Origin of the sequence: Heliobacterium chlorum (genome assembly GCF_014502795.1) — a bacterium.
In the GTDB taxonomy this organism is placed as follows: domain Bacteria; phylum Bacillota; class Desulfitobacteriia; order Heliobacteriales; family Heliobacteriaceae; genus Heliobacterium; species Heliobacterium chlorum.
On the sequence record NZ_JACVHF010000005.1, the window covers coordinates 59,388 to 72,248 of the forward strand.

Consider the following 12,861-nt stretch of genomic DNA (forward strand, 5'->3'; position numbering starts at 1 on the left):
TGCGAGGCGACGGTTGCCGCTTGGCCCCCCCTTAACCGAATTTTGGCGGATGAAGATCCAAGATAATTTTCAATTTTACAGGTGGTGTACAGCGGCAAAAAATGCCGTATTTTACTTCAACGCTAACACCTGGCGTATGTATTGCGAAAATGAAAGAAATATGGGACAATGTCTTTGGATAAGTTTTAAATATAAGGGACAGGGATCCATTGTGGTTAAAGAATTATTTGAACATAGAATTAGTTACTATTTAATATACTGATGAACCTTGGTCGCAGGCTATGATGAAATTGAGTCATAGCCTTTTTGCTTTTGGTCACTCTCTGTCATAGATTAGTTCTATTATTCAGTGTTTAACCCCCTTTATGAAATTGTTTGAACAACTTTTAAAGAACAGACTAACAAAACTAAGAGTACGGATAAAACTATTTTAAGATGTAGCTTGTTTTTGGTATGAATAAATACTCATCTAACTTTGCTTATCTTGTAGAACTTTTAACTAAAGTAAAATACTTATTTGTTTTGACTGATGAATCAATAGTTGTTTTTAACAACCCAGTTTTTAACTGTTTTTTGCTTAGCATTTTTAGCTTTCTTTGCTCATAGTACGTCGGAACAAGTACATGGAAAGGATGATTTGGATGCATACATGTCCACCCCCAATTGAAGAACTTAGTAAATGGTTGAGGGAATACCCTTCGACTAAAGGAAACTATGGGCATTTATTACTTGAACAGAGGTGTGATTGTAAACAAGAGTTGCTTGATGAATTAAGGCAATATTTTGAGTCCGCTCATCTTGATGCCCGTGAATATTTCCATGCAGTTATAGGAATTGATCTTCATCCAGACGTCGATGATGACGCCAATCATGCTTTATATCCTAAATGTTTACCTGAAAGTGCACGACGTGGGCTTTTTGGTGAGGTCATGGCAGGTCTAATTACAGAAAGTTATACATTTGTTGGGCAGCATAAATGGTTAGTACCGGTATTCCTTTTTCGTTACCATGCAGATGCAGAAAAGTATCTTTTTGATTTGGCTCGTAACGAAAAACGAACCCGTGCGGTTTTTGGTCGTCTTGGCTCGGATTTTATAGGAATATCTTTAGGGAGGGATGGTTCAGTTGTCCGTTTTATTGCTGGTGAAGCTAAATGGCGAAGCAACCTGAAGGACTCAGTTATTGAAGAATTATTACTAGGAAAGTGGACTACAAAAGGAGAAAAACGTGTTCGACTCGGAGGTATCTGGCATAACTTAAATACAGACACACAGATTCCTCATGGAGTACGACAACTCCAGCGACTACTTCAGGAATGCGATCCTAATGGATATTCAGCAGCGATACTTTCAATGGATAAGGCACTTCTTTTAAGGGATCCGGTACCAATCCCACGGACAGACCTCGTTTTAATTGTCGGAAATGTTGATAGTAAACGAGAAAAAGGACTTCCTTTCATAACGTGGGAAAATGCCCCAAATGAGTACGTGGCTGGTAACGATCTACAGGTCGTTGAAGTATTTCTCAGTGAAGGTGAAAGACTTATTGACTCTATCTACGATAACCTTTGGACGGAAGGAGATAATAATGCTTCCGCATGATGACGAAAGGTTAGAAGTTGCAAATACAATTCGACAGTTGATTGCAAGTGAAGAAAATCTAACACCAGTGCAAGCCCGTTCTTTTGTGAGGTGTTTACAAAATTCCTGGAATGTTCCTATGATTAAATGGGGAGAAGATGAATCCTTTGGACAGCTAAATGATGCACGTCGACTCATTCATGCTGCTGAAATTTATCGGCAATTGGAAGGATATTCGTCACCAAATGCACTTTTATGTTATCGTCGTGCGGGTGAATTATTAGAATGGCTAATGCGTGCAAAGGACCAAATAAGTACAATAGCACCGATAGCTCTTTTTGCTGCAGGAGCATATCAACTAGGAGGTTTACCAGCAATGGCATCTAGCCTTCTAGTTCAAGCGGAAGTTCGAGAAAGTGGAGCGCAATTATATTCCAGTTTCCTAAAAGCGGATTTTGATGGTGTAATAAAAAATGTGGCGATGTTTTGGAGTGAAAATCAAGAATTAACAAATTACTCTCAAGGAAAAAGACTTTTAGATAATGAGAATGATGACAATATATCATGGTACTTTACAGTAGAACTAGTTCGCAGTTTAGGTCTGATTGCCGATTCTTTGCGTCATGGCGATGATCAGCGCCTTGAGAAAGCTTTGGATAAGCTATATGCTCTTGACAAGCTGGCTGTCCGTGTATTTAGTGACGATGTATCGCTGTTGATCACACTTTTATGTAATGTTGCTATAGAGTATAACGAATCGAGTATCTACAAACCGATTAAACAAATTACTCAGTCAAGCGAGCGCCATCAAAAACGACTTTTTACTTTTGCACGTAGACAATTTAAACGTCGACGAGGAATACTCTGGTCTTCCCAACGCCAAGGTCTTAATAGGCTATTAAACAGTTCTTCTTTTGCCCTCTGTACTCCGACAGGATCTGGAAAAACACTAGTTGCTACTTTTGCGATAATCAAAGAATTGTTGTTAAAGGACGAGGTTGTTCCAGCACCTTTGGGTCTATACCTTGTACCTTCAAGAGCGCTTGCTACTGAGGTTGAGGATAAACTAACTAACGAGTTTGGTAAGGACCTCGTAATTACTGGACTTTATGGGGGGACGGATTGGGGCATAACAGATTATTGGTTGGCTGCTGACCAACCGACGGTTCTTATTGCAACTGTTGAGAAGGCTGATGCACTTATGCGTTTTTTATGTCCTTTTTTAGTTGCACGTCTTCGCTTGCTTATTTTGGATGAAGCTCATCTGGTTGTGCCAGAGGATAATGAGAATAGTCGTCGTTCATTTGCAGATCATACAAACCGTTCAATTAAATTAGAAGCGTTTGTTTCAAGGCTACTCATGTTATCGCCTAGTATATCTAGAATTGCGTTAACGGCAGTTGCAGGGGGAGCATCATTACCTGTTGCTAAATGGACAGAAGGTAGGCAAGATGCGGAAGCTATTGGAACGAACTATCGTAGTACAAGGCAGCTTGTTGGAAAACTTGAAGTTTCAACGGACTCTTCTGGACGTATGCTCCTTGAATTAATGAATGGACAGCCGTTATATGTACGCGGTCGTAATGAACCCGTTTACATTCCTCTTCGCCTTCCCAGAATGCCCAATCTTCCGGCTACAATGCGGAATAGCATTTATCGATTTACTGAACTGTCAGTTTTGTGGACGGCCTTGCATCTAGTGGGCGAAAAGCGTCGTATTCTTATCTCTATTGCTCAGGAACCTGAGCAAACAATGGGTTGGTATAAAGATGCATTTGAACTAAACGGCTGGGAAAATATTAATTTTAAGCCACCTAAGGATGAAGTACTGCTTGCTAAGTACATAGAGACTCTTGAAGCTTGCAAAGATTATTGTGGTATAAATTCTTACGAATATTTTCTTCTTAAGAGGGGGATTGCGAGCAATCATGGTCAGATGCCACAACGGCTTCGTAGGTTGATGATTAATTTAATTGATCTCCGTATCTGTCCAATCACGGTTGCCACAGCAACTTTGACCGAGGGTGTCAACTTACCGTTTGATATTATTTTTTTAACTTCCTTAACACGTAGATCGTACGATTTCTCTATCAATAAACAAATTATTACTCCACTAAGCGTCTCGGAATTCAATAATCTTGCGGGACGAGCAGGACGACCTGGTACGACAAATGGAATGGAAGGGATGACATTAATAGCTGTACCACAGAAACCGTCAACTACTGCTCCAGCACAGATACCAAATCAAGTAAAGCAAATTGTTAATCTTAATCGCGTCTATGATACATTAATAAATAATCTTCAAAACCCGAAGATGGTACGCGAAGAGACGAACAGTCCACTTGCTCTTCTATTGGATACTATAGCTAAGCTTGTGGAAAAACTATATGGTAAAACTTCGGGTGAATTTCTAGAATGGCTAGATACTATAGCTCCAGATGAAATCAGCCAAGAAGCTGGTACAGGTATGTCATCACCAGAGGCCCGATTGGCGGATTGCATTGATGAGCTTGATGGTATTTTAATCAGTGCTTTGGAGGAAATACGTCAAGTAGAATCCAGGGATCTAAGAGGTTCAGAAATTGAAGCATTTTTAGCAAAACTGTGGAAAAAAACGTTTTCTAGTGTTGCGTCCATACAAGAAATTTGGCTTGAAAAGGCTTTTATTCGAAGGGGACGAGCGGCTATCGAAGTTGTATACCCTGACGCAGATGAACGAAGGCGCCTTTACCAATACGGATTTCCACCATATCTTGGACGACGATTTGAACAAGTAGTTCCTCGTATACGTAAAGTAATTGAAAATGCATCAAATTATGGTACCATGTCTGAAAATGAACGTATTGTAGTTTTCGATTCTTTAGGTGATATAATATCGAATGACCGAGGTTTTGGTTTTCGAGCTCCCCGTACCGTGACAGACCAAATACTCTTAAAAAATTGGAAAAATGTACTTTCATGGTGGATGAATGTTGAGAATGTCAAAGGCCCGGAACCACAAGAGCTTCGCGCTTGGCAACGTTTTGTTGTTGATAATTTTGAGTTTCGATTAGGTATTACTATAGGTGCCGTTGTAGCCTATTCATGGTCTTCCGGTTCTAGTGCTCCATTGCAAATACCCTCTCTTAACTTGTGGCGAGAAATTACAGGTCTGCCTTGGTTCGGCTTTTGGGTGAGAGAACTTCTACGATGGGGAACACTTGAGCCATTCGTTGCTTTTGCACTTTCCCAAGGCTTATCACATACTCGATCTGAAGCTTTAGAGTTACGTAGTGAATACGAAACTTGGTTGAAGAATTTGTACGGGGGTTTAGATGCTGAAAGTTTTATTAACCCTCAACTATTTCTTGAATGGCGCCGAAGCCGTCCGAAGAGAGATAGTAGTAGAGTGGATAATATTTCTGTAAAGGCGAAACTTACCGGAACTAATGGTCGACGGGTACGCTATAATGTGATTCCCATAGAAGTAGAAAACACGATACAGTGGATTGATGCATCAGGTTACGAATTAGCCAGGTCACAAGCTCAAATTGATATGATGGGTACTAGTGATGTTCCAAGCGATTACGTGTTACAAGTTAAAAATGGAAAGGCTACTGTGCGAAAGTATATTGTATACTAACGTGTAACCTGTGCATTTTCTTTGAACAACTATTTTGTTTCCTTCTCTAAAGAATCGACGGGGAACATAGTAATAAGCGATAGAAATCATCTCCTTTATTTACTACCCTTTCAGGTTGCTACACTCCTTAAATTAGCAGGGAAAGGTGGAAATTCGGTGTCTCATCTGATTGGTAATCATTCAATTTGAGGTAGCACACTTTAGACTGTCCAAAACAAGAGAGTTAAAACCAGTGGCAGGAATTAAGGATTAAATTCCTATGGTATACAACTTATTTTTTCGGTAATCTAAATACTGCTATGTTAGTATACAATTTTATTTCGTAAGTAGTCTGCGTAAAATCAAGTAATTTTTACTGTCAAAGTATACAACTTTGTTTTCAATCTACATTTGTGGGTTCTCAAAAAGTTTGAGACTGTTATCAGAATCCGTGAGAATGTAATCAAAGGTTAGATATATTACTCTCAATCTATCAAATAATTTTTCTTAAAATCAATTTTCTGTGTGGAAACAAGAACGGCTTGGATCTTACGTATACAGCTTACTTCCTATCCTTTTTGAGTTTGAACAGCAACATAAAAACGCAGCACTTTGCGGCGTTTCAGACTGAAGGTAAACACCGCTTTCGGGTTGCGAAGCTCGAAAGCGGTGTTTATCTTTTTGGTAATAATTTGAAACGATAAGGAAAACGGGAAGTAGTATATAACGTTTAGGATAGCCTTCCCGTCTTTTCTTTTCCCGGTTACAGCCAACGGAATCGACTGGCAGACAGAATGAAACATGATGAAGAAATTCGTTTGGGTAGTCGAGATTATGAATTAATTGTTCTGTAGTAAGGATGGCCTGAGGCATCCTTTTAGAGTGGTGAACATGGACAAAAAAGCTACATATCAATGGCTACATTGCTACATGATGACCAAACCCGGAACCGAGGAAACGTATCCGTTTGACTTTGAAACGACTGTTTATCGCGTCGGTGGTAAGATGTTTGCCTTAGTCTTCACAAACGGAGATACCCTTCGAGTTAATCTTAAATGCGATCCCATGCTGGCGCTTTTGCTTCGAGAAAAGTACAGCGCAATCACACCGGGTTATCACATGAATAAGCAGCACTGGAACACTGTTCTTATGGATGGTTCCATTCCTTGCGATGAAGTCAAAGAAATGATATCGCACTCGTACGATTTGGTCTTTAACGGGCTACCTAAAGTGGAAAAGAACCGTATCATCGGAGCAGTATTCCCATGCTAGGAATATTGCTTCGATTTTTTTGTTGTGTAGCTGATCTTTCATTGAAAAGTACGAACCAAGGAGCGTTTTTCCGTCTATAAAACCTCCGAAAGTCCGGATCGAGACCGTAAAATTGGGGTTAGGTCTCATAATCGGCTTTTTTCGTCGGCAGGGTGTTTTTATGTTGGTATCGGGAATTTAATTATTGTGTTAGTGGCATATTGTTGCTGAGATCGGTCTCAAAGAAGAGAGGTTTAAGCATCTTTCGCGATAGAGAAATTAACAGAATCGATTACTTTGTCAGGAGGTACTATCTTGTCATCGTCCATTCGAATACCCGCAAGTCCCCTCGATTTATTTAACCACATACAAGGTTATAAAGGTGCCAATCAAGAAATTAATACCATTACAAAGCTTTCCGGGAGGATCGATGAAAACCTTCTACGGAAAGCACTGAAACTGGCGATTAATGAAGATCCCATCCTAGGTTGTCGCTTGGTTGAAGATAATCCGATTCCCTACTGGGAATTAATTTTAGCATCTGTAATCGAGGAATCTGAAAACTTATTGCAGAGAAAAGATCGCCTCTGCAACGTCATTCAGGAAGTCCAACCTTTTTAGCTCTTGGTCGAACAAAGGAACCTGAAGAAGAGTAGCTTCTGTAAATTTTGAACGGATCTGCTCGATATAGCTCATTTGCATTTCTCGTCGCTTTTTAAAAAAGGGAGTGACCGCTTGCTCTTCGGGTATGACCAAATTAGCCACTACAAGTTGTGTTCTTATGCCAAATGACTCTAATTCTTGGGACGCTCGGAACGCCTCAACGATTGGAGTCTTTTCTGGATACATCACGAACGCAAATGTGGTGATCGAAGGGTCTTTCATGAGCGATATCATATGATCAAATTTACCTTTTTCCCTTTGATCTTCTTCACTGAGTTCACCAATCCCGTCGACCTTGAGTTGAATCTGTTTACTCCAATCCATTGGTAGTTCTAATAGTCTTAGGGTGTGGCCTGTCGGAGCCGTGTCAATAACAATCACTTCGAAATCATCGCGACCGGCGATTTCGATGAATTTTTGAAATGACGCCATTTCCTCGGTGCAAGGGGAATCCAATTCTTCTTTCATGCCAAGTACGGTATTTTCACTAAACTTTTGGCTGGCTTCGGAAAGTATTTGCTGTTTGTACGCTTCGGCAGCAGATTTTGGGTCAATCTTAACGGCAAATAGATTGTCTATGCCTGGTATTTCAGTCACACTGTCTGTAACCGTCTGCTCGAGTATATTTCCAATATGCGCGGCTGGGTCGGTGGTCATCAAAAGGGTACGAAACCCTTGTTTAGCCACATGCAGCGCGGTTAAACAGGCCATAGAAGTCTTTCCAACCCCTCCTTTTCCGGAGAAGAAGATAAGTCTCTTGGATTGTTCGTTCGGGAGTAATAGTGTGTTTATCGGGTTCATTTAATCTCCACTCCTGAGAATAGCTTTTCACCGGATAGCCGGAACATATCAAGGCCCTTTAATTCGGTATCAAATAGTTCCATTGTTTTTATTTCTATGTGTAAAAACGTCTTCATTGCTTTTTCAATATTGGCATGTTGCATTTCATGGCGTTTTTTGAAGAAGGGAGTGACGACTTCCGAACTCGGGATGATACCGTTAATGATTAACTTCGAGGTAGGGATGCCAAGGCGCTCTAACTCATTTGATGCCCGTAGAGTTTCATCGAGTGAGGTTTGTTCCGGTTGCATAACAAAGATAAATTCTGTTCGAGTTTTGTCGCGAAGTTTAGAAATCGCCGCATCAAACTTTTGTTTGTTCTCTTGGATAAGGCTCACCGGCCCCATGCAAGTCTGACCGCTTCCTTTGGCACTTTCTTCAATATGTTTGCTCCAGTCCACCGGTAACTCCAACAATCGAATGGTGTGGCCTGTTGGCGCAGTGTCAAAGATAATAACCTCATATTCGCTGTCTTCCATAAAATCAACGAACTTATCGAAGGAGGCCATCTCTTCGGTGCACGGTCCGCTTATCTGCTCTTCTGCAACATGAATCATCTCTTCGTCCAAAAAGAGTTGTTTCATCGGCGCTAAAAGGCGTTCCTTGTATTCTTCTGTCGCCTTATCCGGGTCGATCTCCATAGCAAACAAGTTGCTTGTTCCTTGAATCAGCGTGATGTTGTGTCCAATTTCCTGTTCGAATACATCGGACAGATTCGCTGCGGGATCAGTGGTAACGATGAGTGTTTTTTTGCCTTGGTCAGCACAACGCACGGCGGTTGTGCAAGCCATGGATGTTTTGCCTACACCGCCTTTTCCGGAAAAGAAAATGAATTTTGTTTCCATTATTGACCTCCGGAGATCGATTGCTCTATTTCGGTTAGTTCTGGATATTGAGCGTATTTTAGGATATTTCCATTGATTGTGGTGATGGGAAGAGCTTTCATCCCTTGATCCTGGACAAGTTGAAGTACCTCTGGGTTATCTTGAAACTTTAGGGGCTGCCGATTGATCATATATCGTTCAATGATGATACCGGGGTATTTGTTTTTTAGGAGTTGAATGTTTTCGTTCAATTGCACTAGCTTTTGATCGACACTTGGGCCACAGATTCCGGTGGGGCAACACATCGGTGGTTCGAAAAATTCGATCCGCAAATCTAGGGGTTGTGTCTCTGTTTTCACCGTTATTTCCTCCAAAAGAATATATTCTTTTCACATGAGTATATGAGTATAAATTCATATACTCATATGAAGCCTACAACTCAGTAAACTATATTTTCTACAACGAAGGTAGTGGCACGCATCTATCGGCCGATTCTTTGCTGTTTTTCAGCCTGATCAGATCCCCCGCTAAAGTCTTGTTTTGCTTCAACTCTTGCTCAAACAGAACGGCAATAAAGGGATTTTGGGAAAGTGTCTGTTGATTTATGGCATAGTATACCCACTGCGCTTGTTTTTCTGCAACGATTAGATTGGTGGTTCTCAACCTTGTCAAATGACGGGACGCATTTGACTGGGTGATTTGGAGGATCGACTCAATCTCACAGACACACAAACGGCCCTTCAAAAGTAAGTTTATCATTCGAAGTCGGGTTGGATCGCCGAGTGCTTTTAGAAGCTCGATTGTTTCCATTAGCCCTCCGTAAATCAAATAAATAATCGGTAGTTGCTTATATTTGATTATACGCATATAGGGGATTTTGTCAAAAGCGGTTGCATAAGTTTTGAGGTGTGAACATGAGAACGGTTTTTATACTAAATAGTGGACTTACAACAGCATAAGGTAGGCTTTTATATTGGAAAAGATAAAGTAGTGCCTCGTGCAATTCATGGCATCTAAAATAGTTGCAACAAACAATTATTCCAGTTGCTTTGGTGGCGAAACAAGCTTTATTTCAAACTCTTCGCCCAATTAGGTTCTACTCAGAAATAAGCTGACGCTGGTATTAAATACGGAGTCAGCTTATTTCTTTAAACGTCAAATAACATACAAAAAGCCAAGGACATCGTCCCTGGCTTAACTTATTTTTTACGACTTTTTACAATTAAAAACCTCGGTAGGCGTCACAAATACCAATTTAATTACTAGCCTTAGGCATGCCCTTCATAAGATCGTTCATATCCACGATTTGTACCCCAGTAGGTAACTCAAATTGGCCGTCGGGAATATCGGCGGTTTCGAAATCGATAAAGTCTATCGTACTTAGAGTACCATTATCCTTAGACTCGACTCGAATCGGCAGTCCGAGATTTTTACTAATCCAAAGTTTTGATACGTTTTCCTTGTCTTTAGTTTCAATGACTTTACACAATTCTCCACGAAGCTCTTGATCTCCAAGGATTGAATACTTTGTTTCATCGGTCTCTAACTGCTCACCATAATCCAATGGTGTTTTATTCTTTTTACTTTCAAACTGTGCCATATCCATTTTCATAGCCGTGTTCTGCTCCGGGATGTATGTATAAGCGACTTTTTTATCCGAATCTACATAAAAAATACCTTTCATCGGTCCGTCGGACATTTCCATTTTTAATTTAGGTCCCTTCATCCACATTTTTGATTTAGCAAGCTCTTTTCCATCACTTGTCATAACCATGGTGTAGGAAATAGTTTTAATATCTTTGGTTTTTGCTAAAAGGGTTTTTAGATCATCCGAAGTGTTTGGTGCTTGAGCTTCTTGATGAGAGGTGCTGCTAGTCTGAGTGCTCGGTTGTGTTTGTTGCCCTCCGCCACATCCCGATATTAGTGTGGCGACTAGAATAGTTCCGAGTAACACCGAAAAGACTTTTTTCAACGCAAACTCCCCCTTTGTGGTATTCAATAACATTATGGCATAAATGTAATTAGTTGTAATTAGAATTTAACTTTTATCCAGTTATTTAAACAAATGGACCTGTCATGTAAATATTATTAGACAATTTGGCTATGCTGGAGATTTCTATGACGTCGTTAAAAAGGTAAAAACCTCACAGCGATGCATGCAAATCACATATAACACAAAAAAGCCCAGGACTCTCATCCTGGAACTTTCCTGCTTTACGTAAATTCAACATACGTCTAATAAGTTACGCTAATATGATTAGTTCTCCTCATTTGATTGTACATTGTTTACTAATCTAAAGAAGACTTCATTTATGTTCTTCATTCGATTTTCGACTTTTTTGGCAGCAGCGTCAAGAGTGAAACCTTCGTCCATCAATTCCTGAATCAAAAGGATTTTCTTTATGTTTAGGTAGTCATACCTACGAGTCGCTCCTTCTCCCTCTTTCACAGAACTAATGATCCCTTTTTCCTCCCAATAGCGTATCTTTCTCGTAGGTACACCTGTTATTTCCGCTACTTCTCCAATAGCCACGACGAGTTTTTGTAGAAAATCGAGATCGAGTAATGAATTAACGTCTCTTTTTTCGCTCATAGGAATCCCCTTAATGCTTTCTTGTGTAGATATTTTACATCAAAAGTAGTTTAGTTACAAATAGAAAATTTTTCGTGAACCCAATTGACAACCGTTGTAATTAGGTTACAATTAACGTAATAGAACGCCAAATGATTTAAACAAACGGCCTGAAGGGGGTGATGCAATACATGTCCCCAAAAAAATCCAGAAGTCTTACAGTTTAAACATCTTTAGTTTAATCAAAAACATGAAGAGGTGGCTATTCTTGACGAATCTAAGCGCATTGGCTCTAGAAAAAAAGAGGCGGAATGACTCATTGATCATTGCCATTCTCTTTTGGTGTGGCTTGGTAGTAGTATCCAGTCTTTACGTAACTATTCCCTTGGTATCTGCTATCTCAGATACATTCAAAGTTAAGCCAGATCAAGCTGCTTGGACCGGAAGTGTCTTTTCGTTTTTCTATGCTATTGGTCTATTATTCTTTGGACCTCTATCGTTTCGTTATGGACGAAAACAAATTATATTATTCGGTCTAGTCAGTTTGGCGATTTTGTCCCCGCTTTTAGGGATAATTCATAACTTTCTAGCCCTGGTTTTTCTTCGGGGCTTACAGGGATTTATTGCATCGACATTTGCACCATCCGCCTTGGCTTATATTGTCGAGTTTTTCTCAATTAGAAAAAGAGTAACAGCAATTTCTTTTGTTAGTACGGGATTTTTAACAGCTGGGATCACAGGTCAGGTCTACAGCAGTTATATAAGTCAGGTTCAAAATTGGCACGCAGTGTTTTATTATCTTGGAGTTGTATATTTAGTTACCGCGATCTTTGTCGCTTTGTTGATCCCTAAAGGAGAGAATCAAAATCAAGAGGATAGTCTAAAAAAGACTATAGAACAAATGGCAATAATTGTTAAGAAAAAACCACTTATTTTCTGCTATATGATTACGGTTACCTTATTGCTTTCTTTTGTCGGTATGTATACAGCCTTTGGTAACTACTTAAGCACGCAATTCAATCTCACCAGTCAGCAAATCCTTTCAGTCCGATCCGCAGGAATTATTGGAATGCTCCTTTGCCCGTTTGTGGGCCGTTTTGTTGAAAGATATGGTGTCTATCGAGTTCTGCGAGGAGGTTTAAGTTTAGCGGTATTAGGCTTGGCTTTTCTCGGTATTAGTTCGAATCTCAACCTTCTTATCATCATCAGTGTGGTTTTTGTTACTGGAATATCAATAACCGTACCAACACTTATTTCACTTGTTGGCCAACTAGCGGGCACTCTTCGGGGAACTGCCGTAACCTTATACACGTTTATATTATTTATCGGAGCTACGTTAGGACCTATTGTGGTAACGTTATTGTTAAAAAAGGGTACAGTTCCTTTTACCTTTGGGGTTCTTGCGTTACTTCTCGGCATTGGACTCATATCGTCTTACGCAATTAAGCCCGAGAGAACTTGACGGAAATTTTATCATGGCGCAAGTTTCGTTTTGTGACGACCTAATTTACGTAAAATAAAAGAGGTGGA

General features: G+C 40.1%; 11 protein-coding genes. 5 read left to right on the forward strand and 6 right to left on the reverse strand.

All coding sequences use genetic code 11. From position 1 onward, the window contains the following. The first annotated feature begins 641 nt into the window (after nucleotides 1-641). The 4 genes from H1S01_RS07265 (at nucleotide 642) to H1S01_RS07280 (ending at nucleotide 7,053) form a co-directional block, all read left to right on the forward strand. Entirely contained in the window at nucleotides 642-1,601 is a 960-nt protein-coding gene (locus H1S01_RS07265; protein ID WP_188039425.1) for an aminotransferase, read from the forward strand. Beyond that, the gene (locus H1S01_RS07270; RefSeq protein ID WP_188039426.1) at nucleotides 1,588-5,202 is read left to right on the forward strand and encodes a DEAD/DEAH box helicase; all 3,615 of its coding nucleotides are present in this window, start codon (nucleotides 1,588-1,590) and stop codon (nucleotides 5,200-5,202) included. The genes H1S01_RS07265 and H1S01_RS07270 overlap by 14 nt, the downstream gene beginning before the upstream one ends. Nucleotides 5,203-6,072: 870 nt before the next feature. Continuing rightward, entirely contained in the window at nucleotides 6,073-6,453 is a 381-nt protein-coding gene (locus H1S01_RS07275; RefSeq protein ID WP_188039427.1) for an MmcQ/YjbR family DNA-binding protein, read from the forward strand. A gap of 294 nt (nucleotides 6,454-6,747) precedes the next feature. Continuing rightward, on the forward strand, nucleotides 6,748-7,053 hold the full coding sequence (locus H1S01_RS07280) for a hypothetical protein (RefSeq protein ID WP_188039428.1): 306 nt from the start codon (nucleotides 6,748-6,750) through the stop codon (nucleotides 7,051-7,053). Here H1S01_RS07280 and H1S01_RS07285 read toward each other — a convergent pair. The 6 genes from H1S01_RS07285 to H1S01_RS07310 all read right to left on the reverse strand — a co-directional run bounded on the left by H1S01_RS07285 (nucleotide 6,997) and on the right by H1S01_RS07310 (nucleotide 11,352). Continuing rightward, nucleotides 6,997-7,896, reverse strand: a complete 900-nt coding sequence (locus H1S01_RS07285) for an ArsA family ATPase (RefSeq protein ID WP_188039429.1) — start codon at nucleotides 7,894-7,896, stop codon at nucleotides 6,997-6,999. The two genes, H1S01_RS07280 and H1S01_RS07285, sit on opposite strands and share 57 nt — an antisense overlap. Continuing rightward, nucleotides 7,893-8,780, reverse strand: coding sequence for an ArsA family ATPase (locus tag H1S01_RS07290; protein ID WP_188039430.1), 888 nt, complete (start codon nucleotides 8,778-8,780; stop codon nucleotides 7,893-7,895). Before H1S01_RS07290 ends, H1S01_RS07285 begins: the two co-directional genes overlap by 4 nt. Further along, complete coding sequence (gene arsD / locus H1S01_RS07295; RefSeq protein ID WP_341479052.1) at nucleotides 8,780-9,118, reverse strand: arsenite efflux transporter metallochaperone ArsD; 339 nt, start codon at nucleotides 9,116-9,118, stop codon at nucleotides 8,780-8,782. Before arsD ends, H1S01_RS07290 begins: the two co-directional genes overlap by 1 nt. Nucleotides 9,119-9,215: 97 nt before the next feature. Further along, nucleotides 9,216-9,569: an ArsR/SmtB family transcription factor gene (locus H1S01_RS07300; RefSeq protein ID WP_188039431.1), complete on the reverse strand. Its 354-nt coding sequence runs from the start codon at nucleotides 9,567-9,569 to the stop codon at nucleotides 9,216-9,218. A gap of 445 nt (nucleotides 9,570-10,014) precedes the next feature. Then, nucleotides 10,015-10,731: a LolA family protein gene (locus tag H1S01_RS07305; protein ID WP_188039432.1), complete on the reverse strand. Its 717-nt coding sequence runs from the start codon at nucleotides 10,729-10,731 to the stop codon at nucleotides 10,015-10,017. 285 nt (nucleotides 10,732-11,016) lie between these two features. Next, nucleotides 11,017-11,352 carry a MerR family transcriptional regulator gene (locus tag H1S01_RS07310; protein ID WP_188039433.1) on the reverse strand — a complete coding sequence of 112 codons (336 nt, stop codon included), beginning with the start codon at nucleotides 11,350-11,352 and terminating at the stop codon, nucleotides 11,017-11,019. 247 nt (nucleotides 11,353-11,599) lie between these two features. On the opposite strand from H1S01_RS07310, the gene H1S01_RS07315 reads away from it, so the two are divergent. After that, nucleotides 11,600-12,793, forward strand: a complete 1,194-nt coding sequence (locus H1S01_RS07315; protein WP_243237130.1) for an MFS transporter — start codon at nucleotides 11,600-11,602, stop codon at nucleotides 12,791-12,793. The last annotated feature ends 68 nt before the right edge of the window (nucleotides 12,794-12,861 follow it).